The organism is Streptomyces sp. NPDC050842 (assembly GCF_044456565.1).
Taxonomy (GTDB): domain Bacteria; phylum Actinomycetota; class Actinomycetes; order Streptomycetales; family Streptomycetaceae; genus Streptomyces.
Genome location: NZ_JBITGA010000010.1, coordinates 163,107 through 189,335 on the forward strand (window position 1 = coordinate 163,107; position 26,229 = coordinate 189,335).

At 71.8% G+C, this 26,229-nt stretch carries 19 protein-coding genes and 1 pseudogene; 8 read left to right on the forward strand and 12 right to left on the reverse strand.

All coding sequences use genetic code 11. The annotated features are described in order from the left end of the window. Positions 1-98: 98 nt before the first annotated feature. Positions 99-364, reverse strand: a pseudogene (locus ACIBG6_RS30540) (short-chain fatty acyl-CoA regulator family protein); the annotation flags it as partial. A 23-nt stretch (positions 365-387) separates the two neighbouring features. Between ACIBG6_RS30540 and ACIBG6_RS30545 the strand changes: the two are divergent. Then, positions 388-708, forward strand: a complete 321-nt coding sequence (locus ACIBG6_RS30545; protein ID WP_399225920.1) for a hypothetical protein — start codon at positions 388-390, stop codon at positions 706-708. Positions 709-975: 267 nt separating this feature from the next. Here ACIBG6_RS30545 and ACIBG6_RS30550 read toward each other — a convergent pair whose 3' ends face one another. Next, positions 976-2,322 carry an MFS transporter gene (locus ACIBG6_RS30550; RefSeq protein ID WP_399225921.1) on the reverse strand — a complete coding sequence of 449 codons (1,347 nt, stop codon included), beginning with the start codon at positions 2,320-2,322 and terminating at the stop codon, positions 976-978. 605 nt (positions 2,323-2,927) lie between these two features. Here ACIBG6_RS30550 and ACIBG6_RS30555 point away from each other — a divergent pair. The 6 genes from ACIBG6_RS30555 to ACIBG6_RS30580 all read left to right on the forward strand — a co-directional run bounded on the left by ACIBG6_RS30555 (position 2,928) and on the right by ACIBG6_RS30580 (position 14,800). Next, positions 2,928-8,951, forward strand: coding sequence for an acyltransferase domain-containing protein (locus ACIBG6_RS30555; RefSeq protein WP_399225922.1), 6,024 nt, complete (start codon positions 2,928-2,930; stop codon positions 8,949-8,951). After that, the gene (locus ACIBG6_RS30560; protein ID WP_399225923.1) at positions 8,948-10,828 is read left to right on the forward strand and encodes an amino acid adenylation domain-containing protein; all 1,881 of its coding nucleotides are present in this window, start codon (positions 8,948-8,950) and stop codon (positions 10,826-10,828) included. Before ACIBG6_RS30555 ends, ACIBG6_RS30560 begins: the two co-directional genes overlap by 4 nt. A gap of 69 nt (positions 10,829-10,897) precedes the next feature. Further along, positions 10,898-12,682: a beta-ketoacyl synthase N-terminal-like domain-containing protein gene (locus ACIBG6_RS30565; RefSeq protein ID WP_399225924.1), complete on the forward strand. Its 1,785-nt coding sequence runs from the start codon at positions 10,898-10,900 to the stop codon at positions 12,680-12,682. Further along, positions 12,679-13,917: a cytochrome P450 gene (locus tag ACIBG6_RS30570; protein ID WP_399225925.1), complete on the forward strand. Its 1,239-nt coding sequence runs from the start codon at positions 12,679-12,681 to the stop codon at positions 13,915-13,917. Before ACIBG6_RS30565 ends, ACIBG6_RS30570 begins: the two co-directional genes overlap by 4 nt. After that, on the forward strand, positions 13,917-14,108 hold the full coding sequence (locus tag ACIBG6_RS30575) for an MbtH family NRPS accessory protein (RefSeq protein ID WP_399225926.1): 192 nt from the start codon (positions 13,917-13,919) through the stop codon (positions 14,106-14,108). The genes ACIBG6_RS30570 and ACIBG6_RS30575 overlap by 1 nt, the downstream gene beginning before the upstream one ends. Next, positions 14,105-14,800: a formyltransferase family protein gene (locus ACIBG6_RS30580; protein ID WP_399225927.1), complete on the forward strand. Its 696-nt coding sequence runs from the start codon at positions 14,105-14,107 to the stop codon at positions 14,798-14,800. Before ACIBG6_RS30575 ends, ACIBG6_RS30580 begins: the two co-directional genes overlap by 4 nt. 27 nt (positions 14,801-14,827) lie before the next feature. On the opposite strand, the gene ACIBG6_RS30585 is transcribed toward ACIBG6_RS30580, so the two are convergent. From ACIBG6_RS30585 to ACIBG6_RS30615, 7 genes are all read right to left on the reverse strand, one after another. Continuing rightward, entirely contained in the window at positions 14,828-16,309 is a 1,482-nt protein-coding gene (locus tag ACIBG6_RS30585) for a PHP domain-containing protein (RefSeq protein ID WP_399226092.1), read from the reverse strand. Positions 16,310-16,325: 16 nt separating this feature from the next. Continuing rightward, on the reverse strand, positions 16,326-16,913 hold the full coding sequence (locus ACIBG6_RS30590; RefSeq protein WP_399225928.1) for a hypothetical protein: 588 nt from the start codon (positions 16,911-16,913) through the stop codon (positions 16,326-16,328). Next, positions 16,910-18,085 (reverse strand): ROK family glucokinase, encoded by a 1,176-nt coding sequence (locus ACIBG6_RS30595; RefSeq protein WP_399225929.1) that lies wholly within the window; start codon positions 18,083-18,085, stop codon positions 16,910-16,912. The genes ACIBG6_RS30590 and ACIBG6_RS30595 overlap by 4 nt, the downstream gene beginning before the upstream one ends. A gap of 37 nt (positions 18,086-18,122) precedes the next feature. Beyond that, the gene (locus ACIBG6_RS30600; protein ID WP_399225930.1) at positions 18,123-18,917 is read right to left on the reverse strand and encodes an ATP-binding cassette domain-containing protein; all 795 of its coding nucleotides are present in this window, start codon (positions 18,915-18,917) and stop codon (positions 18,123-18,125) included. Next, positions 18,914-19,969, reverse strand: coding sequence for an ABC transporter permease (locus tag ACIBG6_RS30605; protein WP_399225931.1), 1,056 nt, complete (start codon positions 19,967-19,969; stop codon positions 18,914-18,916). The genes ACIBG6_RS30600 and ACIBG6_RS30605 overlap by 4 nt, the downstream gene beginning before the upstream one ends. After that, positions 19,966-20,985: a sugar ABC transporter substrate-binding protein gene (locus ACIBG6_RS30610; protein ID WP_399225932.1), complete on the reverse strand. Its 1,020-nt coding sequence runs from the start codon at positions 20,983-20,985 to the stop codon at positions 19,966-19,968. Before ACIBG6_RS30610 ends, ACIBG6_RS30605 begins: the two co-directional genes overlap by 4 nt. A 111-nt stretch (positions 20,986-21,096) precedes the next feature. After that, the gene (locus ACIBG6_RS30615; protein ID WP_399226093.1) at positions 21,097-21,816 is read right to left on the reverse strand and encodes a GntR family transcriptional regulator; all 720 of its coding nucleotides are present in this window, start codon (positions 21,814-21,816) and stop codon (positions 21,097-21,099) included. 167 nt (positions 21,817-21,983) lie between these two features. On the opposite strand from ACIBG6_RS30615, the gene ACIBG6_RS30620 reads away from it, so the two are divergent. Further along, positions 21,984-22,979, forward strand: a complete 996-nt coding sequence (locus tag ACIBG6_RS30620; RefSeq protein ID WP_399225933.1) for a Gfo/Idh/MocA family oxidoreductase — start codon at positions 21,984-21,986, stop codon at positions 22,977-22,979. An 11-nt stretch (positions 22,980-22,990) separates the two neighbouring features. Here the strand turns inward: ACIBG6_RS30620 and ACIBG6_RS30625 are convergent, their stop codons facing one another. Genes ACIBG6_RS30625 through ACIBG6_RS30635 form a run of 3 tightly spaced genes read right to left on the reverse strand, consistent with a single transcriptional unit; the run spans position 22,991 to position 26,093 of the window. Further along, positions 22,991-24,169 (reverse strand): cytochrome P450, encoded by a 1,179-nt coding sequence (locus ACIBG6_RS30625; RefSeq protein ID WP_399225934.1) that lies wholly within the window; start codon positions 24,167-24,169, stop codon positions 22,991-22,993. A gap of 17 nt (positions 24,170-24,186) precedes the next feature. Next, positions 24,187-24,870 (reverse strand): response regulator, encoded by a 684-nt coding sequence (locus ACIBG6_RS30630; RefSeq protein ID WP_399225935.1) that lies wholly within the window; start codon positions 24,868-24,870, stop codon positions 24,187-24,189. Further along, positions 24,867-26,093, reverse strand: coding sequence for a sensor histidine kinase (locus ACIBG6_RS30635; protein ID WP_399225936.1), 1,227 nt, complete (start codon positions 26,091-26,093; stop codon positions 24,867-24,869). The genes ACIBG6_RS30630 and ACIBG6_RS30635 overlap by 4 nt, the downstream gene beginning before the upstream one ends. Positions 26,094-26,229: the final 136 nt, after the last annotated feature.

Below are 26,229 nucleotides of genomic sequence, written 5' to 3' on the forward strand. Positions count from 1 at the left end.
AGGTGCTGGTGTTCTGGTCGATCCGCAGCGGGCGGCCGAGGGGGCGGTGCGGCGCGCTGGGGGCGGTCCAGGCGTTCGCAGACGCGGCATCCCATGCCGATCGGGGTGACGGCGGCCGTGTTGTCCAGGTCGAGGCCGTCGGAGTACACCAGCCGGGGGTGTGGCGGCTCTCGCGGCCGAGGCCGATGGCGAAGGTCTTGCCGGGCGCGCCCCAGCCGCCGCGGTGCCGGGTGACGGCGCGTGCCGTCCCGAGGTAGCGCTGTCCGTCGGGCATGGCCGCGACCTGGACGTGGATGCGGCCGGGCGCGGCGAAGCCCTCGTACACGTTCCACAGGGGGCAGGTGCCGCCGGAACGGGAGAACACCCGGACGCCCGCCGGAGCGGCGCATGGCCGTCGACGCGCTGAACTCCGGTGCGCGGGTCTGGATGGCCGACTTCGAGGACGCCACCGCCCCCACCTGGGAGAACGTCATCGGCGGCCAGCTCGTGCTGCTGGACGCCGTCGAGCGCCGTCTCGACTTCACGAGCCCCGAGGCAAGGAGTACCGACTGGGCCCGCATCCCGGCACCCTCGCGGTCCGGCCGCGCGGTTTCCGGCTCGCTCTACGACGAGTTCAAGGAACCGCTGTACGCCCCTCCCCCGCTGCTCCCGCGGATGGTCGCTGTGGCGCTGCCCGCCCTCCTGCCGTTTCGGGGCCCATGTTTCTGATTTCATGATCCCGATCCCGCAAGAGAGAACGAGAGTTCACGACCACGCTTCTACAATCGGAGCGCGACATCATCGCAATGGCATGTCGAGTTTCAAAGCATTGGGTGACCTCGCCGCAGTAGCCGCCGATCTACGGTCAGAGGAGAATCGGTCGACCGGGGCATTCATTTGACCGAAACCGGGTCCGGCACGCCTCGTCGGCTGATCCGGGATCCAGAATTCCGGATTCCGCATTCCGAATTCCGAGGAGGCGTGCCAGGGCTTCCGTCAGGGCTTCCGTACCGCGGCGATGGCCACCGCTCCGAGCACACAGGCGACGGCCGCCGCCACGTAGGCCAGGTGGTAACCCGTGAGCTGGTCAGCGCTGGTCGCCGCGATCAGGACCATGACCGCCACGCCGACGCTGGCGCCGATCTGCTGCGCCACCACGTTCACCGCGCCGGCGACCGCGTGTCGCTCCGGCGGCACGCCGGTGAGCGCTGCGGACGTCATCGAGGGGAAGTTCAGCCCCTGGCCGATGCCGCTGATGACCAGGCCGGGCAACACGTGCAGCACGTAACTGCCGTCCTGCGGCGTGCTCAGCCACAGTCCCGTTCCCACGCCGATCAGGACGAGCCCGACGGCCATCAGCGTGCGCGGAGTGTGCCGGGCGAGCAGGCGCCCGGTCGCGAAGTTGGCGGTGAGGAACACGGCCACCGACATCGGCACGAGCGCGAGACCGGACTCGAGCGGGGAGTAGTCCAGCATGCCCTGCAGATACAGCGGCGCGAAGAACAACATCCCGACCGAGCCCATGTACTGGAGGAACGCCGCCAGGCTCGCGGCCCGTACCGACGCGATCCGGAAGAGGCCGAGCGGGAGGACCGGGTCGGCGGTGCGGTGCTCGCGCACCACGAAGAACACCAGGAACGCCACCGCGGCGGAGAGCGCGATCCAGGCCGCCGCGCCGCCGGTGCTCACGCCGACGATCAGCAGGGTGAGGCCGAGCGTGCCGGTGATCGCACCGGGCAGGTCCAGGCTGCCGCCGCGCCCGACACCGCCGGGCAGCCCGGCGCGCGTCGCGGCCAGCACGACGAGACCCAGGAGCACCGAGAACCACAACACCGACCGCCAGCCGAAGAACTGGGTCAGTACGCCGCCCAGCAGCACCCCGCCGCTGAAGCTCGCGGCGCCGACCGCCGCGTACACGCTGAATGCCCGGTTGCGCTCCGGGCCGGCCGGGAACACCTCGGTCAGCAGGGCCAGTGCGGCCGGCCCCGACAGGGCCGCACCGATGCCCTGGACCGCCCGCGCGCCGAGCAGCACCGCGGTGTCCGGCGCCACGGCCCCGACGAGCGCGGCCGCCGTGAACAGGGCGACCCCGAACTCGAACACGCGCCGGCGGCCCAGCACGTCGGCCAGGCGGCCGCCCACCAACAGGAAGCCGGCGAACGTCACGGCGTAGGCGATCATGACCCACTGGAGCGTGCTGTCGTCCAGGCCGAAACGCGCTCCGACCGACGGAAGCGCGGCGTTGAGCACCCCGAGACCGCTCACGTCCAGCGCGAGCGCTCCGGCCAGGACGCCAAGTGCCAGGCCCGGCCTGTGCCGTGGCATCACCTCGATACCGGTCATGCGTCACCCGCAACCGTGACAGGCGTGTGCGGGGGACGCCTGAATAAAGCGCTGTCGACATCGGCCGAAAACACTTGCCGCACGGTGGCAAGTTCCTTTCGGTGGTTCATGTATTTCATGCCGAGCAGCTTGCAAGGTCGTCCGTCCGCTGTCCAGTCCGCCTCGAATCCCGGGAGCCCCCGAACCACCCCACGATCATTGAGCGCGTCGATTCGGTCAGTAGGGGCCCAAATCACGCCAGCGCACCATCCGACCCGGGAAGCACCCTTGTCTCGCCTTTCCCAGAGTGGCAGTCTGATGTTGGTCGATCGGGGCAACTACTTCGTCATACGGGCCATTTCAGCCCGCTGGTTCTAGACCTGGGATCGCAGTCGCGGAGCGACGCGACCAGGAGCGCGCGATGTACGCCGGCGGCTGGACCGCCGGGAAACGGTCCTGATGCGGACCCCGATCCGATTCAGCCAGGATGACTCGCCAGGAGTCATTCCGAGACCGCAGGCCCCGGCCGTGTCCGCCGACACGGCCCGTACGCGCGCCGCAACCCTCTCCACCTGCCACGACATAGCTCTGTCGGCCCACACCACCCGCCCTGCTGAGGAGCCGTAATGCCCCAAGAGCGCGCAGAACGAGATCAGCATGCCTTGACGGAGTTCATTCTTTCTCGCGTTGTCGACCTGATGGATCTGCCCAAGGACTCGGTGGACCGCTGGACACCGATGCACCGATACGGTCTCGATTCGCTGAAATTCACCCATCTCGCCACCTCCTTATCCGAATTCGTCGGCTGGAAGGTTCCCGTCACCTGGATGTGGCAGTACCCGTCCGTCGACGAGCTGTGCAGGGCTCTTGTGGACGGCCCGCGGGCGGCGGAGCCCACGCCGGGCACCGAGCGCCGTACGGTCTCGCACGAACCCATCGCGATCGTGGGCATCGGCTGCCGCTTCCCCGGCGGGCCCGACCCGTCCTCCTTCTGGAAATTGCTCTCCGAGGGCCGCGACGCCGTCGGTCCGGTGCCGGCCGCCCGCCGCGACCTGCTGCGCGGTTCGGCCCGCTGGGGCGGGTTCATCGACGGCATCGACCAGTTCGATCCGCTGTTCTTCGGCATCTCACCCCGCGAAGCCGTCCAGATGGACCCGCAGCAGCGGCTGATCCTGGAGCTCGCCTGGGAGGCGCTGGAGGACGCGGGCGTCGCGCCCGGCAGCCTCGTCGGCACCGAGACCGGTGTGTTCATGGCCTCCTGCTGGGGCGACTACGCCGCGCTCGCGCACTACCGCGGGCCCGACGTCCAGATCACCCCGCACACCGCGACCGGCATGCACGACGGCATCATCGCCAACCGCGTCTCCTACGTCCTCGGCCTCCAGGGCCCGAGCATGGCCATCGACGCCGCCTGCGCCGGGTCGCTGGTCTCCGTGCACGCGGGCTGCCAGTCGATCTGGATGGGCGAGAGCGAGCTGGTGCTCGCCGGTGGCGTGAACCTGAGCTTCGTCTCCGACTACTACACCGCCATGGACGCGATGGGCGCGCTCGCCCCGGACGGCCGCTGCAAGTCGTTCGACGCCCGGGCCGACGGCTACGTCCGCGGTGAGGGCGCCGGAGTCGTCGTGCTCGCCCCGCTGAGCGTGGCCCTCGAACGCGACCTGCCCGTCTACTGCGTGATCAAGGGCAGCTCCTCCCAGAACGACGGGCTGAGCAACGGCATGACCGCGCCGAACCCGCAGGCGCAGGAGCTGATGCTCCGCAACGCGTACCGGCGGGCCGGCATCGCTCCGTCCCTCGTGGACTACATCGAGTGCCACGGCTCCGCGACACCCCTCGGCGACCCGATCGAGGCCAACGCCATCGGCGCGGTCCTGGGCGGCGACCGCGCCGAGCCGCTGCGGCTCGGCTCCGTCAAGTCCAACGTCGGACATCTGGAGGCGGCGGCCGGCATCGTCGGCCTGGTCAAGCTCGCGCTGTCGATCCGCAACCGCGTGCTGCCGCCGAGCCTGCACTACACCTCGCCGAACCCGCAGATCCTGTTCGACGAGTACAACCTCACCGTCCAGGACCGCCTCACGCCATGGCCCCGACGGTCGGACGCGCGCCGCGGCGGCGTCAGCTCCTTCGGCTTCGGCGGCGCGATCTGTCACGTCGTCGTCGAGGAACTGCCGCAGCCCGAGGGCACGCTCCTCCTGCTCGCCGAGGACTCGCGGGAGGCGCTGGCCGAACGGGCCGCGGCGCTGCGCGACGAGGACGACCTGCGGGCGGTCTGCCGGCGGACTCCCGGCGACGGAACGTTCCGGCTCGCGGCCGCCTCCCGTGACCTGATGGAGCTCAGGACGCAGCTGGACGCCTTCGCCACCGGCACGCCGGCCGACGGGCTGAACGTCGGGGAAGCGACGGGACGCAAACCCCGGGTGGCGTTCCTGTTCTCGGGCAACGGCTCGCAGTGGGTGGGCATGGGCCGGCAACTCCTCGCCGGAATGCCCGTGTTCCGGCGGTCGATGATGCGCTCCGACAAGCGGATGCGGGAGCTGCTCGGCTTCTCGCTCGTCGACCAGATGCTGGCGGCCGACGGCCGCATCGACGACATGGACGTCTTCCAGCCGCTGCTGTTCTCGATCCAGGTCGCTCTGGCCGACGCCTGGCGCTCCCTGGGGGTGGAGCCGGACGTCGTCGTGGGACAGAGCGTCGGCGAGTTCGCCGCCTCCCACATCGCCGGTGCGCTCGACTTCGAGGACGCCTCCCGGCTGGCCGCCGGCCACGGCCGGCTGCTCCAGCAGCTCGCCGTCGGACGCGGCGACGGCATCGTGGTCACGACCGGTGCCGACGCCGTCAGGCGGTACCTGACCGGGCAGCTGACGGTCGCCGGCTACAACGGCCTGCACTCGACACTGGTCACCGGCACACCGCAGGAGATCGACGGACTCGTCCAGCGGCTGACCGACGAGGGCGTCACGAGCCATCGGGTGCGGATGGGCCACGCACCGCACTCGCCGCTGGTCGACCACGTCCTCGCCCCGCTGAAGGTCGAACTCGACGGCATCACGCCCCGGACCACCCGCGTCCCGATGGTCTCGACGGTCACCGGCACACTCGTCGACGGTACGGAGCTCGGGCCGGACTACTGGGCGGACAACCTGCGCGGCGAGATCCGGGTGGTCGACGCCCTGACGGCCCTGCGCGACCACGACATCGACGCCGTCATCGAGCTCAGTCCGCATCCCGTCCTGCTCAAGTCCGTGGCCGAGATCCTGCCGGCGGCGACCACCCTGCCCTCGCTCCGGCGCGGCACCGACGAGGCCTGGACCCTGCTCGGTTCGCTCGGCGCACTGCACGCCGCCGGCCACCCCGTCACGCCCGGCCCGTTCCTCGCGGGTGACCGGGGACGCCACGTCACGCCCAGCCAGGGCGACGCCGCGCCCGACGAGCAGGTGCACCTCGTGCCCGTCACGGCGCGCACGGCGGACGCGCTGGCCGACACCTGCCGCGAGCTGTCCAACCACGTCGAACGCGACGCGGGCCTGCGGGTCTCCGACCTCGCGTACACGCTCGCGACCCGGCGTACGCACCACAACCAGCGGATAGCGCTGTTCGCCCGCAACCGTCAGGACGTCCTGGACGGACTCGCCCGGGTCGCCGCCGGCCGGCCGCACCCCGACGTCGTCACGGGCACGGTCGCCGGCAACAGCGACCGGCGGGTGGCGCTGGTGTTCTCCGGCGGCGGGACGCAGTGGGTCGGCATGGGACGGGAGCTCCTGCGCTCGCACGCCGGCTTCCGTACGTGGATGAACGCCTGCGACGCCGCCGTGCGCGCGGCCGGCGGCTGCTCGGTGCTCGACGAGCTCGACGCCCCGGCCGGCGAGGCCCGGTTCGAGGAGATGGACTTCCAGCAGCCCGTGCTGTTCGCCTTGCAGGTCTCGCTGGCGAAGGTCTGGCTCGGACTCGGCATCCGGCCGACCGCCGTCGTCGGGCACAGCCTGGGCGAGGTCGCGGCCGCCTGTGTCGCCGGGTCGCTGTCGCTGGACGACGCCGCCCGCGTCGTGGTCGCCCGGTCGCACCTGCTCGAACGGAAGGCGGCCGCCGGGGCCATGATCTCGGTCGACCTGCCGGAGCAGGAGCTGCTGCCGAGGATCGCGCCGTACGCGGAGCACGTGGCCATCGCCGTGGTGAACAGCCCCACCAGCGCGGCGGTGTCCGGCTCGCCCGAGGGCATCGACGCCCTGGAGGCCGACCTGAAGCAGGCCGGGATCTCGACCAGGAGGATCCGGGTCGAGCGACCGGTGCACAGCCCCGGCATGGATCCGCTGATCCAGCCGCTGCGCGAACGCATCGACGGAATCAGCCCGTTGACGAACACGATCGACTTCCGTTCCACGGCACTGGCCGACACGGTGAACCCGGTCACGGACGTCGACTACTGGGTGCACAACCTGCGCAACCAGGTGCGGTTCGCCGAGACGATCGGTGCGCTGGTCGACGAGGGTGTCGGCACCTTCATCGAGATCGGCCCGCACGAGACGCTGCGCGGCGCGGTCGAGGAGATCGCGCTGACCCGTGGCGCCCGGGTGCACGCGGTCAACTCCCTGCGGCGCAACGAGAGCGACGTCCGCTGCCTGCTGGGGGCGGCCGCGTCGTTGTACGTCCGGGGGCTGCCGCTGACCTTCGACTCGTTGTTCGCCGACGACGTCGAGGTCGTGGAAACCCCGCTCGTGCAATGGCAGAAGGACCGCTACTGGCTGGACACCGCGCCTCTCCCCCAGATCGCGTCGACATCGACACCGGTCGCCGAGACCGTGGCCGTGACCGAGACCGTGGCGGTGGCCAGGGCCGTGGCGGTGGCCGGGTCCGTCGTCGAGTCCGTGGCGGACAGGCCGCTGAAGGACGTCGTCCTCGGCGAGCTCGCCGACGCGCTGGGTGTGCCGGTCGGCACGCTGGACGCCGGCGCCGAGCTGCGGGACTTCGGCCTCGACTCGATGCTGGCGATCCGCCTCGTCAACAGGCTGCAGTCGCTGTTCGGACAGCGCGTGTCGCCGGTGGTGTTCCTGGACGGCCGGACGATATCCGAGGTCGTCGGCCACGTCGTCGAGACCATCGGGGGGACGCCGGAACCGCAGGCGAAGGCGGTGGCGGAGCCGGCACCAGCACCCGCGCCCGAGCCGGCCCGGTCGTTCCTCGACGACCTGTCCGAGGTGGACGCCGAGGAGCTGGTGGAAGAGCTGGTCGCGCGCGGGTTCCTGGAGCCCGCCGACGCATCGCCGTCGGAGCGGCTGCGCGCCGGCGGTCTCGGTCTCGAACTGGCGCCGACCTCCCACGGCCAGGCCTCGCTCTGGTTCATGCAGCAGGTCTCACCGGACGCGGTGCCCTACAACTTCATGGTGGCGGCCCGGATCCGCGCCGAGGTCGACGAGAAGACGCTCGACCTCGCCGTACGGGCCGTGATGGAACGGCATCCCGCGCTGCGCACGCTCTTCGTCGAGGCCGGCGGCCGGCCGCACCAGGTCATCCTGGACGAACCGGTGTACGAGTTCCTCGTCGTGGACAGCACGGACCTGGACGACGAGCAGGCCCGCGAGGAACTGGCCGAGTACGGGCACGAGCCGCTGGACCTGGACAACGGGCCGCTGGTGCGGGTGGTGTTGATGACGCGCGGGCCCGCGGACCACTACCTGCTGGTGCTCGTGCACCACATCGCGTCGGACGCGGCCTCGGCGGACGTGATGATCCGCGAACTCCAGGAGTTCTACGAGGGCGCCGACCCCGCCGCTCGTGAACCGGTCGCCCCCTACACGGAGTTCGTCGCGTGGGAGCGGGAGTGGCTGGCAGGTCCGGCGGCCGAGGCGGCGCTGGACTGGTGGTCGGGGAAGCTGGCCGACCCGCCCGCCCACCTCGACCTGTCCACCAGGGAGCGGCCCCCGGGCGTCACCTACGAAGGCCGCGACCTGACGCTCCGCTGGAGCGCCGAAGAGACGCGCCTGCTCAGGGAGTTCGCGGTACGCGAGGGCGTGTCGATCAGCACGGTCGTCCTGGCGGGCTTCTTCGCGACGCTCAACCGCGCGGCCGGGGTCGAGGACTCCGTCCTGGCCACAGCCGTCGCCCAACGCGCCGAACCCGGCTGGGAATCCGCGATCGGCTACTACCTCAACACGGTGCTGGTCCGCGCGGAGCCGTCCGGCGACCGCAGTTTCCGTGACCTGCTGGGCGAGGTCCACGCCTTCTCGCTCGGCCTGGTCGAGCACATGAACTACCCGCTCGACCTGTTGGCCTCCCAGCTGAAGCCGCCCCGGGCCGAGGGCCGTTCCCCGTGGTTCGACGTGGTGGTGAACTGGCTGTCCTCCGACGCGTTCCCCCGGTCCGTGAAGCTCTTCCACGGCATCGGCGACACCCTCGCGCCCGACGGCGCCCTCCCGCTCGAACCGCTCCAGGTGCGCAGGCACCTCGCCAAGTTCGACCTGGAGATCTCGATGGCCGACATCGACGGCGAGGTCGTCGGCCACATCCAGTACAAGCCGAGCTACCTGGAAAGGGAGACCGTGACCGCCCTGCTCGCGCTCTACCGCACCGTGCTCTTCGCCTCGATGGCCCAACCCGACCTGGTCCTCCGGGACATCGCGCCGAGCGGCCTCCCCGAGGAGTCGGACCAGTGACCGAGACCCTGCACTCCGAGTTCGTCGAACAAGCGGTCAAGAACCCCGGTGCCCCCGCGGTCTACGCCGACGCCGGCGTCCTGACCTACGGCGACCTGAACGAGCGGTCCCGGGAGCTGGCCGAGCGGCTCGTCGCCGACGGCGCCGGCCCCGGTGTCCCGGTCGGCATCTGTGTCGAGCGCACGCCCGACCTGCTCGTCGCCCTGCTGGCCGTCCTGCGCACCGGCTCCTGCTACGTCCCCCTGGACCCGAATTACCCGGCCGAGCGGCTGACCTTCATGGTCCGGGACAGCGGGACCAGACTGCTGCTGACCACGCCCGCGTCCCGGGCCAACTGCCCGTCCGGCCCGACCGTGGTCGTCCTGGGCGAGACCGTGACGACAGAGCCGGGAGAGAAGCCCGTGCCGGTCGTGCCCGGCGACACGGCGTACATCATCTACACCTCGGGATCCACCGGCGTGCCGAAGGGCGTGGCCATCCACCACGGCGGCTGCGTCGCCATGCTGTCGGAGATGGACCGGATCTTCGAGGGCCGCGACATGAGCGGCATCTCGGCGGCGAGCTCGGTCTGCTTCGACATGTCCGTGATGGAGATCTTCCCCGCGCTGTGCCGCGGCGGCGCCGTCGTCCTCGTGGAGAGCGCCGTCCACCTGCCGGACAGCCCGTACGCCGACAGGATCACCCACCTCAACGTCGTCCCGTCGGTGATGAACAGCCTGCTCGACGCCGGCGCCCTGCCACCGAACGTCCGCACGGTCGTGTTCGGCGGCGAGCCCCTGCGGCGCAAGCTCGTGGACCGGGCGTACCGGGAGACCGGCGCCGACCGGGTCTACAACGCCTACGGCCCCACCGAGGCGACCGTCTTCAGCTCGCACAAGTGGGTACCGGAAGACGGGAGCGACGAGCCCTCGATCGGCACGCCGTCGGCCGGTGCCCGCGCCTACGTCCTCGACGAGAACCTGAAGCCGCTGCCCACCGGCGTGCCGGGCGAGCTGTACGTCGGCGGCGTCGGCCTCGCCCACGGCTACGTGAACCGGCCGCGCACCACGGCCGAGCGGTTCGTGCCGGACCCGTTCCTGGACGGCGAGCGCATGTACCGCACGGGGGACGTGGTCACGTGCACCGACGACGGCGAACTCCGGTTCGGCGGCCGCTCCGACCACCAGGTGAAGCTGCGCGGCTTCCGCATCGAGCTGGAGGAGGTCGAGGCGCGGCTGACCGGCTGCCCCGGGGTCCGGGAGGCCGCCGCCGTCGTACGGGGGAACAAGCTCATCGGCTACGTCGTACCGGAGAGCGACTCACGAGACGGCGGCTCACGGGACGGTGACTCCCAGGACGCGGACTCCAGGGACGCGGACTCCAGGGACGGCGTCTGGCTGGACGCCGGACTCCAGACCTCGATCACCGGCGAGCTCGCCGCCGAGCTGCCCGACTACATGGTGCCGGGGACCCTCGTGTTCCTGACGGCGCTCCCGCTGGCGCCGGGCGGAAAGCTCGACCGCGCGGCGCTGCCCGAGCCGCCGGCCGTCGCGTCCGGTCCTCCCCTGAGGGCCGCCGGTACGCCGACCGAGGTGGCGCTGGCGGAGATCTGGGGCCAGTTGCTCGACCTCGAACCGGCGAGCATCGACGTCCAGGCCGCCTTCTACGACCTCGGCGGCGACTCGCTCCTGCTCGTCCGGCTGGCCAGGCTGATGACCCGGCGGTTCGACCGCCGCGTCCGCGTGCCCGACCTGTTCAGTTTCCGTGACATCGCCTCCCTGGCCCGCTGGCTCGACACCGAGACCGGCGCCACCCCCGAGGTGGTCGAGTCGGCCCGCCGCCGCGCGGGCGCCCGGCGCGCAGCGCTGCGCGGCCGCGCCGCCCCCACCGACAGCTGAGCCACGTCGCTCGCCACCCGTCACTCGCCACTCGCCACTCGCCACTCGCCTCGAAGCAGGAGCGTTTCCATGACCGACAGCCCCGAGCAGGACTACGACCCGGGTGACGTGGCCGTCATCGGCATGTCCCTCCGGTCGCCCGGAGCCCGTACCAAGGAACAGTTCTGGGACAACCTCGTGCACGGCAGGGAGTCCGTGTCGTTCCTGGAGAAGGACGACATCCACGTCGACGAGACCCTGATCCACAGCCCGTTCTACGTACGGGCCTGCGGTGTGCTCGACACGTACGACAAGTTCGATCCTTCGGTGTTCGGCATCAGCGACCGGATGGCGGCCGCGATGACCCCGGAGAACCGCCTGTTCCTGGAGAGTGCGTGGGAGACGCTCGAGGACGGCGGCTACGACCCGGACCGGGTCAGGGCCGAGATAGGCATGTACGGCGCCAACAACCCGCAGACCGCCGCGCTTTACAGCTCTCCGCCGGACCGGGTGTCGGTCGGCCCCGAGGCGATCGAGGCGAGTCTGGCGTGGTCGCCGGACACCATGACGTCCAACGCCCTGTACTACATGGGGCTGACCGGCGAGGCCGTCACCGTCGCCGCCGTCTGCGCCGGCTTCCACTACGCGGTGCACCTGGCCTGCCAGTCGCTGCTGCTCGGCCAGACCGACATGGCGATCGCCGGTGGCGCGATGGTCCGGCTGCCGCACCCCCGAGGTCACCTGTGGGAGGAGAACCGCATCCTCTCCCGGGACGGCCACTGCCGCCCGTTCGACGCCCACGGCACCGGCACCGCCCTGTCCAGCGGTGTCGTCACCGTCCTGCTGAAGCCGCTGGCCGACGCCGTCGCCGACCGCGACCACATCTACGCCGTGGTCAAGGGCTCGGCCGTGAACAACAACGGTGTCAGCGCGATGGCCTACGGCCTGGCCCAGCCCGAGCGGCTGAGCGCGTGCATCGCCGCCGCCATGGAGGTCGGCGGCGTCACCCCCGACACCGTGTCCATGTACGAGGCCAACGGTCTCGGTCTGCCGATGACCGACGAGCTGGAGGTGCACGCGGCGAGCATGGCGTTCGGCAAGCAGACCGGCACCACCTCGATCGGCGGGGTCAAGGGCAACGTGGGCCACGGCGGCGTGGTGTCGGGCGGCTTCGGCGCGATGAAGGCCGCGCTGGCCCTCTTCCACAAGAAGCTGCCGGCGACGATCAACCTGACCGAGGTCAACCAGGACCTCGACTTCCCCAGCACCCCGTTCGTACCGCAGCTGGAGACGACGGACTGGGAGACGGAGTCCGGCGTCCGCCGTGCGGGCATCACCTCGATCGGCGGCGGCGGCTACAACGCGCACCTGGTGCTCGAAGAGCCCCCGACGGTCGCCGAGCGCGCCCCCGAGGCCGTCGGCAGGCCGCGACTGGCCACGCTGTCCGCCCTGGACGACGAGGCGCTGGCCGGTCAGCGCGCACGCCTGAGGGAGTGGCTGATCGCCCGCCCCGACCTGCGGCTGGACGACATCTGTTTCAGTCTCAACCTGGGCCGCAAGGTGATGGACCGCCGGTGGGCGGCCGTGGTCCGCAGCCGTGCGGAGCTGATCGAGGCGCTGGCCGCCGACTCCGCCGGGGGCCCGGCCGTCACGACGAGTGCGGCGCCGCGGGTGGACGTGGACGCCTTCCGCCTCAACGACAACGGCATCGTGGAGTCCGGGCGGGACGCGGAGGCGCTGGCCGATGTGGCCGCGGCCTGGGTGACCGGCCGGCGGGTGGACTTCGACTCCCTGCACCTCGGGGAGGCCAGCCACCGCGTGCCCCTGCCCACGTACCCCTTCCGGCCGCGCCGCTTCTGGCGTACGGACTGGTGACCGTGAGCACGACGGCACGGGACACCGTGGACCTGGGCGACCCGGGAACCTTCGCGGACCAGGACCTCGGCGGGTTCTGGCGCACCCTGCGGGACACCGCGCCGGTGCACTGGAACCCGCCGGCCGGCGGCCGCAAGGGGTTCTGGGTGCTCTCCCGGTACGACGACATCATGGCCACCTACCGCGACGACGTGAACTTCACCTCCGAGCGCGGCAATGTGCTCGTCACGCTCCTTGAGGGCGGCGACGCCGGGGCCGGCCGGATGCTGGCCGTCACCGACGGGCACCGGCACCACGAGCTGCGCAAGATCCTTCAGCGGGTGCTCTCGCCGAGGGTGCTCGACGAGGTGGCGCGGACGGTACGGGTCAACACCCGGCGGTGGATCCGCGAGGCGGTCGAGAGCGGCGGGTGCGACTTCGCCGAGGAGATCGCCGGCCGGATTCCGATGACGACGATCTCCAGCCTGCTCGGAGTACCCGAGGAGGACCGGGAGTTCCTGCTCTCGCTGACCAAGGCCGCGCTGTCGACCGAGGACGAGGGCGCCGGCGAGGCCGACTCCGAGCTGGCCCGCAACGAGATCCTCATGTACTTCATGGACATCGTCGAGGAGCGGCGCGAGTCGCCGGGCGACGACGTGATCAGCATGCTGGTCGGCAGCTCCATCGACGGTGTGCCGCTGTCCGACGAGGACGTCGTGCTCAACTGCTACAGCCTGATCATCGGCGGCGACGAGACCAGTCGGCTCACGATGATCGACTGCGTGCGCACGCTCGCGGCCCAACCCGAGCAGTGGCGGCGGCTCAAGGACGGCGAGGTCGCGATCGACACCGCCGTGGACGAGGTGCTGCGCTGGGCGTCACCCACGATGCACTTCGGGCGCAGCGTCGTCCACGAGACCGAACTGCACGGCGTACGGCTGCGGCCGGGCGAGATCGTCACGCTCTGGCACGCCTCCGGCAACCGCGACGAGCGGGTCTTCGACTCGCCGGGGACGTTCGACCTCGGCCGCACACCCAACAAACACCTGGCCTTCGGCTACGGCCCCCACTTCTGTGTCGGCTCGTACCTGGCCAAGGTGGAGATCGCCGAACTCCTCATGGCATTGCGGGACTTCACCACCGGATTCGAGCAGACCGGCGAGTCGCTGCCCATCCGGTCCAACTTCCTGACCGGGTTCTCCACCCTGCCGGTGCGGTTCCGCCCCGATCCATCCGGACTGAAAGAGGTCGACTGATGAACGGTAGCCCCTTCGAAGGCGGCGACGCCGACTGGCTGATCGTGGCGAACGACGGCGAGCAGTACGCGCTGTGGCGGCCGTACCTGGACGTGCCGAAGGGCTGGCGGATCGTCCACTCCGGCCCGGACCGCGAGGGTGCCCTCGACTTCGTCGAGCGGCACGCCACCGCGGCGCGGGAGCGCGCGTGAACATCTACCTGTCGGGACGAGGGGGCTTCGCGGTGCAGGTCGCGGACGCCCTGCTGGACGAAGGGCACAAGATCGTCGGTGCGGCCGCCCCCCGGTTGCGCAAGGGGCAGTCCGACGAGGGCAACGCGATGTGCTGGGACCGCCTGCGCTCCTGGGCGTTCCCCAGGAACATCCCGTGGACGGACTCGGCCGAGCTCCGCGCGATGCACGTCCCGGACGGGGTGGACATCATCCTCGCCGCGCATTCGCACGCCTTCCTCGGCCGCCGTACGCGGGCCAGGGCGGGCGTCGCCACCATCGGCTACCACCCCAGTCTGCTGCCGTTGCACCGCGGCCGGGACGCGATCCGGTGGACGATCCGCGACGGCGACAAGGTGACGGGCGGGAGCGTCTACCACCTCACCGAGCGCACCGACGGCGGCCCGCTGGCCGCCCAGGAGCACCTGCTCGTGCCCCCGGGCTCGACGGCGCAGACCCTGTGGCGCGAGCATCTGGCGCCGCTCGGTGTGCGGTTGCTCCTGAAGGTGGTCGCCGACCTCGCCGCGGGCAGGCACATCGAGGTCCCGCAGGACGAGAAGCTGGCGACCTGGGAACCGGCGATGGACACGCAGCCGCTGTTCAAGCCCGAGCTGATCGCGTTGCCCGGATCGGTGGACGTCGACGGCAGCAAGTGGGCGCTGCACGCGGACTAGCCCGTCGACTAGCCCGTCAGTCGCGTTTCAGAAGGGGACGACCCACATCGGGTTGGAGTAGAACCACAGGTCCTGCCACGGATCGACGCCACCGCGTACGTCCATGGCAGGGCCGTGGGGATCGACCGCCGCGCCCCGGAGGCCCGGGGCGCCGCGCTTGCCGTCGGTCCCGCGCAGCCGTACGTACACGGGCCGGTCCAGGCGGCCGAGATCGTACGTCAGCCGCACCGTACGCGCGGACGTGTCCACCTCGAAGGACCGGACCACCTTGGTGCCGGGCGCGCAGAAGGCGTCGGGATCGGCCGGAGTCCCGGTCACGTCACCCTGGACGACGTCCACGCGGGCCAGAGTGGGCACGGTCCCCGTCCAGTTGGGGGCGGTCGCCGACGCGACGTCGACGACGAGCTCGACCCTGTCGCCCCGTCGCACGGTCAGGGTCTCGCCGAGGCCGGCCGTGCGGTCGTCCGCCCGGAGCCGCGCGTGGAGTCCGCTCAGCAGGCCGCCGTGGTCGACCCAGACCCGGCCGGCCCGGAGGCCGTCCATCACGGCCTGGTAGGAGAGGGCGTCCGCCCCGACATGCGTACGGCTGTACTGGCCGGGCCAGTGGTCGCCGATGACCCGGTTCGGCTCTCCGCCGTAGACGGGATCGGCGTGGCGGCCGTCGCCGGCGAAGTCGCTGCCGGGGCCCCGTACCGACGTGTCGCCGAAGACGTCGTGCGCGTCGGAGTTCACGGTGATCCACCAGGGTCGGCCCTCGGCGAGGAGGCTGTCCCACAGCCCGCCGACGGTCGCGGTCATCCAGTCGAATCCGCCGAAGGTCCGGTAGCTCTCCGGAGGGTAAGGGGGGTGGGAGTCCGGTCCCGGAGTCCGGCTGTAGTTGCCGCGGTACGCACCGGGCCCGCGCGTCGCGGGCAGCCCGGCGGCCTGATGGCCCGGCGCGCCCTCCATCCCCACGGCGATGTGCGGCTGGGCGTCGCGCCAGTTCCTGAGGTCGCGTGGAGCGTCGAGGCCCCGGCGCGAGGGGTGGTTGGCGAGGAAGAGGGCGTCCTCGACGCGCCTGTCCGTCAACGCGTCCGCCAGGAAGCCGAGTCCTGAGAGCGCGAGCTCCTTGTGGGCGTCGGTGACGGCGGTGGAACCCGTCACCCCGCCGTCGTAGCGCGACTCGAACTCCCTGAGGACGGCGACCTCCTCACGCCCTGGATGGACGAAGACCGTGGCGTGTTCCGCGGCCGGGACGTTCCACTCCAGGCCCTGGAAGACCAGGATGTCCGGATGGGCCTCGCGGGCCTGGAGAATGTCCGGATTCACCTTCTCCACACCGAGCTTGGCGTGGGTGGCGCCGCCGTGGTCGGTGATGACGATCCAGCGCAGGCCGTGCGCCCGGGCCTGGCGGACCTGGTCGATGACCCGGTACTTGCCGTCCCCGCTGTACTGGGTGTGGACGTGATGGTCACCCGCCAGCCACATCGCGCATCCCCCCTTCCCCCGGCATGGAGTCCCGAAGCATATCCAGGAGGGCGACGGGTCAGGGGCTGGTCGTGGAGACCGCGTAGACGCGGGGGAACGCCGGGTCCGTGAGGTCGACCGTGATGTCGGTGGTCGGGCGCGGTTCCTCGCGATCGACCGTGGTGCCCGCCCAGGTCATGCCCTCGGCGAAGGACCAGCCGGCGATCTCGGCGTCGCGGTCGCCGACGGTGATCCGCCCGGACGTGAGCTGCGCCCGGGAGGTGCCCGAGGTGGCGAGGAAGGCGTCGAGGCCGTAGGCGTCGGTCGTGAACTGGACGTAGAGCCGGCTGGTCTTCCAGTTGCTGGTCTCGTAGTACGCGACGTCCCAGGCTCCGCCGGGGATCGGGACCTCGAAGACCCGCCGCTTCATCTTGGAGGGCGGATTGGTCTGGAGGCCCGCCGCGGAGGACTCGCGTTCCTTGTCGCGGCCGCTGTCGCGGCTCTGGCCCGCGGAGACGACGAGGTACCCGGCCGGGATGCCGACGAGCAGCACGATGATGACGGCCGTGATCCAGCGGCGGCGGATCATGTGCCGGCGCTCCTCCGGCAGCTTTCCCTCGGGCGGATGGGGCGAGTGGGGCGTGCGGGACGGGTGGGGCAGGGTCATGAAGAGGGGTCCTCGGGAGTACGGGGAGCCCGGGCCGAGGTGCCGCTGCGCAGGGCCTGGGCGTACCGCTCGTAGCGTTCGTACCGCTCGACGCGGCGCCGGTTGGCGCGGCGGAAGCGGCGGGCGACGAGCCGGGCGAGGTCGGCCGCGCCGACCATCCCGGCCTCGGGGCCGAGCTGGGCGCGGGTGATGCGGGCCTCGGGGCGGTAGCCGCGGCCGGTGAGGTGGCGGCGGAAGGCGTCGCGGGCGGGGCCGATGAGGAGGTCGTCGGCGGCGGAGACGCCTCCGCCGATGACGAAGCAGGAGGGGTCGAGGGCGGCGGCGAGGTTGGCGATGCCGACGCCGAGCCACTGGCCGATGTCCTGGAACAGCTCGATGCTCATGGCGTCGCCCTCGCGGGCGAGCTCGGTGATGAGCGGTCCGGTGATGTCGGGGATGTTGCCCTTGACGCGCTCGATGATCCCGTACGCCACCGGGGAGTCGGCGGCGGCCAGCTCGCGGGCCTCGCGGACGAGGGCGTTGCCCGAGCTGTACTGCTCCCAGCAGCCGCGGTTGCCGCAGGGGCAGCGGTGGCCGCCGGGGACGACCTGCATGTGCCCGAACTCGCCGGCGACGCCGTACTTGCCGCGCTTGACCTGGCCGTCCTCCAGGATCGCGCCGCCGATGCCCGTACCGAGGGTGATCATGACGAGGTGGTCCTCGCCGCGTCCGGCGCCGAAGCGCCATTCGGCCCAGGCGGCGGTGTTGGCGTCGTTGTCGACCATGACGGGGACGGCGAGCCGGGCCTGGAGGGCGTCCTTGAGGGGTTCGTTGCGCCAGGCGAGGTGCGGTGCGAAGAGGACCCGGGACCGGTCGGCGTCGACCCAGCCGGCCGCGCCGATGCCGACGGCGTGCACGTCGTGCCGGTCGGCGAGGTCGAGGACGAGCTCGACGATGGTGTCCTCGACGACCTTGGGGCTCTTGGACTTGTCCGGCGTCTCGGTGCGGAGCTTCTCCAGGATGTTGCCGTCCGCGTCGACGACGCCGGCCATCACCTTCGTACCGCCGATGTCGATGCCGACGGTCGGCACGCGGGGCGCGGTCAGGTGGGAGCGCCGCTCCCGGGTCCCGACGGTCCGCAGCACGGTGCCCCGGGCGGATCCCCGGTGGGTGAGGTCGCGGTAGGTGCTCATCGGTTCCGATTCTGCCAGGTGGGAGGTGAAGGGGTCGTTACGCTCCGGACGGCCGCTCCAGTTCGTGGCGGAGGTCGTCCAGCTCGGTGCCGCCGGCCATCTGGCGGGTCAACTCGTCGAGCGTGACGGAGCTCTTGGTGTGGCTGCCGGCCATCACGCCCCGCTTGAGCAGGACGAACCGGTCGCCGACGAGGTACGCGTGGTGGGGGTTGTGGGTGATGAGGACCACGCCGAGGCCCTGGTCACGGGCGGCTGCCACGTACTTCAGGACGACCCCGGACTGCTTGACGCCGAGCGCGGCGGTCGGCTCGTCGAGGACGAGGACCTTGGCGCCGAAGTGGACGGCGCGGGCGATGGCCACGCACTGGCGCTCGCCGCCGGAGAGGGTGCCGATGGGCTGGTCGACGTCGCGCAGGTCGATGCCCATGCGGAGCAGCGCCTCACGGGTGGTGGTCCGCATGAGGTCGACGTCGAGCCGCCTGAAGGGGCCGGAGCCCTTGGTGGGCTCGGAGCCGAGGAAGAAGTTCCGCCACACCGGCATGAGGGGGACGACGGCGAGGTCCTGGTAGACGGTGGCGATGCCCCGGTCGAGGGCGTCGCGCGGGTTGGCGAGGGTGACCTCCTCGCCCTCGATGCGGAAGGTGCCGGCGTCGTGCCGGTGGAGTCCGGCGACGATCTTGATGAGGGTGGACTTGCCGGCGCCGTTGTCGCCGAGGACACAGGTGATCTCGCCCGCGTCCACCCGCAGGGACACCCCTTCGAGGGCGCGGATGTTGCCGTAGTACTTGCTGACGTCGTCGAGCTCGACCAGCGCGGTGGCTTCCGTCGTCACTTGGTGGCCTCCACACGCTTGCGGATCCAGGCGTTCAGCAGGGTCGCCAGGAGGAGCATCGCTCCCAGGAAGAACTTGAACCAGTCGGGGTTCCACTCGGCGTACACGATGCCCTTGCTCGTCATGCCGAAGATGAGGGCGCCGACGGCCGAGCCGATGGCGGAGCCGTATCCGCCGGTGATCAGGCAGCCGCCGATGACGGCCGCGATGATGTAGATCAGCTCGTTGCCGACGCCTTCGCCCGACTGGACGACGTCGAAGGAGAAGAGCAGGTGCTGGCCGGAGATCCAGGCGCAGAAGGCCACGCCCAGGTAGAGGCCGATCTTCGTCCGGTAGACCGGGACGCCGACCGCGCGGGCGGCGTCCTCGCCGCCGCCGACGGCGAAGATCCAGTTGCCGAAGCGGGTGCGGAGCAGGATCCAGGTGGCGAGGGCGACGAGGCCGAGCCACCACAGGATGGTGACCTTGAGCTCGACGCCGCCGACGGTCACCTGGGAGGCGAAGAGCTTCCGGGCGGAGGGGAAGCCCTCCATGTCGGCGATGGTCTTGGTGGAGACGGTGCCGCTGATCAGCTTGGTGAGGCCGAGGTTCAGACCGGTCAGCATGAGGAAGGTGCCGAGCGTGATGATGAAGCTGGGCAGCTTGGTGCGGGTCAGCATGAAGCCGTTGAAGGCGCCGATCGCGAGGGTGACGAGCAGCGAGACGCCGACGCCGACCCAGGCGTTCGCCGTCAGCTGGTAGCTGACCATCGAGGAGACGAGCGCGGAGCTCGTGACCATGACACCGGCGGAGAGGTCGAACTCGCCGCCGATCATCAGCATCGCGACGGGGACCGCCATGATGCCGATGGTGGAGGCCGCGTAGAGCACGGTGCCGAGGCTGGCGGGGCGCAGGAAGCTGTCGGCGGCGACGGAGAAGAAGACGAAGACGGCGATCGCGCCGACGACCGAGCCGAGCTCGGGCCGGGCGAGGAGCTTCTTCAGCGGGGTGGTGCGCAGGAGCCGTTCGTCGACGTGGTCGACGCCGTCGGACGGTGGGGCGGTGGAGCTCATCGGGTGCCCCGCTCCGCGTACTGCTTGAGCGCGCCCGCCTGGTCCTTGGTGATGATCTGGGGGCCGGTGAGGACCGGCTTGCCGCCGCCGAGGACGTCGGCGTTGTAGCGGTACAGCCAGAGCAGGTCGACGGCCTCGTACCCCTGGAGGTAGGGCTGCTGGTCGACGGCGAAGCCGAGCGTGCCGTCCTGGAGGCCGGTCGCGACCTTGGCGTTCAGGTCGAAGGTGTCGATCTCGGCCTTGCTCCCGGCGCTCTTCGCGGCCTGGACGGCGGCGTCGGCGAAGGGGGCGCCGAGGGTGACGACGGCGTCGATGGCCTTGTCGGACTGGAGCTTGGCCTCGATGGAGGCCTTGACGTCGGGCATGTTGGTGCCGTCGACGTAGAGGTTCACGAGCTCGCCGCCGAAGGTCTTCTTCGCTCCGGCGCAGCGCTGCTCGTGGCCGATGTTGCCCTGCTCGTGCAGGACGCAGAGGGCCTTCTTCTTGCCGCGCTCGTCGAGCTCGTCGCCGACGGCCTCGCCGGCGACGGCCTCGTCCTGGCCGATGTGGGTGAGGGCGCCGTAGGCCTTGGACTGCTCGGCGCCGGAGTTCACGGTGATCACCGGGATGCCGGCCTTGACGGCCTTCTCGACGGAGGCCTTCATCGCGTCGGGCTTGGCGAGGGTGACGATCAGGCCGTCGACGCCCTTGGCGACGTACGAGTCGATGAGCTGGGCCTGCTGCTGGGCCTCGTCGCTGTGGGCGTAGAGGAAGTTGATGTTGTCCTTGACGGCGGCCTGCTTGGCGCCGTTCTGGACGATGTCCCAGAAGGTGTCGCCGTCACCGGAGTGGGTCACCATGGCGAAGGTCCAGCGGGGGGTGTCGACGGCCGCCCTGCCCTGCGCCGCCGCGGCCTTGCGGGCGTCCTCCGCCCGCTTCCCGCCGGTGCTGCTGCACCCCGCGAGCGCTCCTGTGAGCGCGAGCGCGAGCACGGCGCCGATGACGGCCCGTACCCCTCCTGTCCGAAGCCTGGTCACGAGGCCGTGCCCTCCTTTGTGTCCTTCTGCGTGCATTGCAGTATCGGTCATGCGGGTCGTGGCACTGTTCAGCGGGGGCCTGTGTGGTCGGGTGCGCGGTCAGGTACGCGGTCAGGGGCGGACCATCAGCTGGAGCTCGAAGGAGTAGCGCGCGGCCCGGTAGAGGTGCGAGCCGTACTCGACGGCGCGGCCCGTGTCGTCGTACGTGGTGCGCTCCATCGTGAGCAGCGGGGCACCCTCCCGCTCGTCGAGGAGCGCGGCCTCCTCGGCGGTCGCGGCGCGGGCGCCGATGGACTGGCGGGCGCTGTGCAGGGTGAGCGCGGCGGAGCGGAGCATGCGGTAGAGGCCGGTGGTCTCCAGGCGCTCGGTATCGGGGTCGATGAGGCCGGCGGGCAGGTGGTTGCGCAGGTACGCCATGGGCTCGCCGTACGCGGTACGCAGCCGCTCCAGGTAGTGGACGTCGCTGCCCTCGGGTACGCCCAGGGCGGCCGCGACCGGTGCGGTGGCGGGTTCGAGGCGGTTGGTGAGGACGCGGGTGGCGGGGCGGCGGCCCGCGGCCTCCAGGTCGTCGTAGAGGCTGCTGAGCTCCAGCGGGCGGCGGACCCTGCTGTGCACGACCTGGGTGCCGACGCCCCGGCGGCGGACCAGGAGCCCCTTGTCGACGAGGGTCTGGATGGCCTGGCGGACGGTGGGACGGGAGAGGCCGAGGCGGGTGGCGAGCTCGATCTCGTTGCCGAGGAGGGTGCCCGGGGGCAGCGTCCCGTTCTCCACCGCGCCCTCCAGCTGCCGGGCGAGCTGGAAGTAGAGCGGGACCGGGCTGGTGCGGTCCACGGAGAGCGGGGGCAGGGAGGAACCGGACTGCTTGGACACGGGGGGAGCGTAACCGGGCGCGCTGATGACCGGAAGCCGACGGCGGGAAGCAGATGACGGGACGTCGTGACGTCCGGTTGTCCTGACACATCCTTGACACCGCGGTCGTCCGGATCCACGGTGGGGCCATGCGCATCGGACTCATCGGTACGGGACGGATCGGGAGCTTCCACGCGGGGGTGCTGGCCCGCCACCCGGAGGTCGAGTCGCTGGTCGTGGCGGACGCGGACGCGAGCCGGGCGGCCGGGGTCGCGGGGGCGCTCGGGGCGGAGGCCGCGCCCGATGTGGCGGCGCTGCTCGGGCACGCCCTGGACGCGGTGGTGATCGCCTCGGCGACGGCCGCGCACGCGGAGCTGATCGCCCGCGCCGCCGGCGCTGGTCTTCCGGTCTTCTGCGAGAAGCCGATCGCCCTGGACGTGCCCGGCACGCGGACGGCGCTGCGGGCCGTGGCGGACGCGGGCACCGAGCTCCAGCTCGGGTTCATGCGCCGCTTCGACACGGGCTACCGGGCCGCGCGCGAGGCGGTGCGGTCGGGGCGGCTCGGCCGGCTGCACACCGTACGGGCGGCGACGTCCGACCCGGAGCCGCCGCCCGCCGCGTACCTGCCGCTCTCCGGCGGACTCTTCCGGGACTGTCTGGTGCACGACTTCGACATCGTGCGCTGGGTGACCGGGCGGGAGGTCGTGGAGGTGTACGCGACGGGCTCGGACGCGGGTCCCGCGATGTTCCGGGAGGCGGGGGACGTGGACACGGCCGCCGCGCTCCTCACCCTCGACGACGGCACGCTGGTGACGGTGACCGGGACGCGGTGCAACGGCGCCGGGTACGACGTGCGGATGGAGCTGGCGGGCGACCGGGACCAGATCGCGGTGGGCCTGGACGACCGGACGCCGCTCACCTCGGTGGAGCCGCAGGGGCCGCCGGCGCCGGGGAAGCCCTGGCAGGGGTTCCTGGAGCGGTTCGGCCCCGCGTACGAGGCGGAGCTCGACGCCTTCGTCCGGCTGGTGCGCGGCGAGGCCGCCAATCCGTGCGACGGCGTCGAGGCCCTGGCGGCGCTCCGGGTCGCCGAGGCGTGCGAGCGCTCGCGCGGTGAGCGGCGTCCGGTGCGGGTGGACCCCGCCTGAGACGGTTTCCTTCACCACCGGACCGGGAGGTGGCGGACTCCGCGGATGAGGAGGCCGGGCACCCACTCCCAGGGGTCGCCCTCGGGGTCCAGTGCGAGCCCGGGGAAGCGGTCCAGGAGCGTGCGGAGGGCGATCCTGCCCTCCAGCCGGGCGAGCGGGGCGCCCAGGCAGTAGTGGATGCCGTGGCCGAAGGCGAGGTGCCCGCGGGTGTCGCGGCGGATGTCGAAGCGGTCGGGGTCGGGGAAGCGGGCCGGGTCGCGGTCGAGCGCGCCGATCCCCACGAGGACGCTCGCGCCCGCCGGGATCTCGGTGCCGCCGAGGGTGACGGGCTCCCGCGTGAAGCGGAAGGTGCTCGTCTCGACCGGCCCGTCGTACCGCAGGGACTCCTCGATCGCGCCGTCGAGGAGGCCGGGGTCGGCGCGGAGGGCGGCGAGCTGCTCCGGGTGGGTGAGCAGGTTGCGGACGGTGTTGGCGATGAGGTTGACGGTGGTCTCGTGGCCGGCGATGAGCAGCAGGTAGGCCATGGCGCGGAGTTCGGGCCCGGAGAGCCGGTCGCCGTCCTCGGCGCGGGCGGCGATGAGGCCGGAGAGCAGGTCGTCGGCGGGGCCCGCGGCGTGCTTGTCCTCGATGAGCTCGTCGAGGTAGCCGCCGAAGCCTTGCATGGCGGCGAGGAGGGTGTTCTCGTCCCCGGGGGCGACGAGCTCGTTCGACCAGTGGCGGAAGGTGTCGCGGTCCTCGGCGGGGACGCCGAGGAGTTCGCAGATGACGGTCATCGGCAGCGGGAAGGCGTAGGCGTCGACGAGGTCGGCGCGTCCGGCCGGTTCCATCGCGTCGGCGAGTTCCCGGGTGAGCCGCTCGACGCGGGGGCGCAGGTTCTCGGCGCGACGGCCGGTGAACACGCCCGCGACGAGTCTGCGGAGCCGGGTGTGGTCGGGGGCGTCCGCCCCGAGGAGGTGGACGCCGATGACGTCCTCCTCCGGCGGCCGTACGCCGATGACGGACGGGGACTTGGCGAGCCGGGGGTCGGCGAGCGCGGCGCGCCCCTCCTCGTGGCCGACGACCAGCCAGAACTGGAAGCCGTCGGGCATGCGCACTTCGTGGACCGGGCCGGACGCGCGGAGCTTGGCGTAGTAGGGGTACGGGTTCGCGGCGAAGTCCGCGCCGTACTCCCCCAGTTCGATGACGGACATCCCGGCAGACTATCCGACTACTTCTCCTCGTCCAGGAGGCCCGCGTCGTGGACGAGGAGGGCGATCTGGACACGGTTGTTGAGGCCGAGTTTGGCGAGGACGCGCGAGACATGGGTCTTGACCGTGGGGACGCTCATGTAGAGCTCGGCGGCGATCTCCGCATTGGAGCGGCCCCGGCCGACGGCGACGGCCACTTCCCTTTCGCGTACGGCCAGTTCGGCGAGGCGCGCGGTGAGCGCGGCGCGCCGCGACTCCTCCCGCCGGTCCGGCCGGTCCGCCTCCCCCGCGACATGGGTCATCAGCTGGCGGGTGACGGCCGGGGAGAGCACCGGGTCCCCGGCGGCGACCCGGCGGACGGCGGCGACGATCTCGGCGGGCGGGGTGTCCTTGAGGACGAAGCCGGCGGCGCCCGCCCGCAGGGCGCGCAGTACCTGCTCGTCGGCGTGGAAGGTGGTGAGGACGACGACCTCGGGGGCGCCGGGGAGCGCGCGGAGGCGTTCGGTGGCGGTGAGTCCGTCCACGTGGGGCATGCGGATGTCCATGAGGACGACGTCCGGGGCGAGCCGGTCGACGAGCTCGGGGACCTCGCGGCCGTCGGCGCCCTCGCCGACGATCTCCAGGTCGTCGGCGCCGCCGAGCATGAAGGTGAGGCCCGCGCGGACCAGGGGGTCGTCGTCGACGATGATCAGCCGGATGGTCATGCGGGCCACGGTAGCCAGGCGTGGAGGGCGAAGCCGCCGTCGGGGTCCGGGCCGTGCTCCATCCGGCCCCCGGCGAGGGTGGCGCGCTCGGTGAGCCCGATGAGGCCCTGGCCGGAGCCGGGGACGTGCGGCACGGGTCCGGCGGGCGCGGGGTTGCGGACGGTGACGTCGAGCCCTTCGCCGGGGCGGCCGCTCACGGTGACGGTGACCTTGGTGCCGGGGGCGTGCTTGCGGGCGTTGGTCAGGCCTTCCTGCGCGATGCGGTAGGCGGTGCGGCCGGTGGAGGCGGGGACGGTGGGCGCGCTCTCGGCGATGTCGACGTCGAGCTCCAGGACGACGTCGGCGCCGGCGTCGCGGGATTCGGCGACGAGCGCGTCCAGGGTGGCGAGGGTCGGCTGGGGCCGGTCGCCGCCGCCGTCGCCGTTCTCCCCCGGGGCCCGCAGGACGCCGATGATCTCGCGCAGGTCCTGGAGCGCCTCGTGGGCGCTGTCGCGGATGACGCCGGCCGCGCGGGCGATCTGCTCGGGCGGGGCGTCGGGGCGGAACTCCAGGGCTCCCGCGTGGACGCTGAGCAGGGTCAGCCGGTGGGCGAGGACGTCGTGCATCTCGCGGGCGATGGCCTCGCGGGCGAGCCGCTGGGCCTGGGCGGCGCGCAGTTCGGCCTCGGCCTCGGCGCGGCGGGCCCGCTCGCGGAGGGCTTCGACGAGCTGGCGGCGGGAGCGGACGAGCATGCCCCAGGCGGTGACGAGCAGGATGAGGACGAAGCCGAGGAGGATCGCGATCCCGGCGTTGAGGGTGGGGTCGGGGCGGACGAAGACCTGGACGGTGGAGGCGGCGACGGCGAGCGCGCCGAGCCAGGCGACCTCGCGGAAGGGGCGGCGTACGGCGACGCTGAAGAGGGCCGCGAGGACGGCGCCGCCGGCGACGGGGGCGACGATGCTGACGAGGGAGAGGGCGACGGCCAGCCCGACGGGCCACCGGCGGCGGAGCCAGAGGGCGCAGCAGGCGGCGGCGCCGACGAGCTGGTCGAAGAGGATGACGGGCTCGCTGCTGTACTGCGCGCCGGCGTCGGCGGCGACGAGGCCGACGAGGGCCGCGAGGAGGAAGAGCGAGGTGTCGACGATCCAGTCGCGGACGGTACGGCGGGGCCTGCCCGCGCCGCTCTCGCCCGGTTCGACCAGGTGGGAGGGGAGCAGCCAGCGCTGCCGGTCCGTACGGGTCATATCGGCAATGTACGCAGCCGGGGCCCCGAGCGGGTGGGGGGCGGGCCGGGACGCTACCGAAGTCGCACGGGTCGATACTTCGGTAGCGGTGGGCATGGACCGGAGTCGGACGCGGCGGGAACCGCCACCCGCTCAT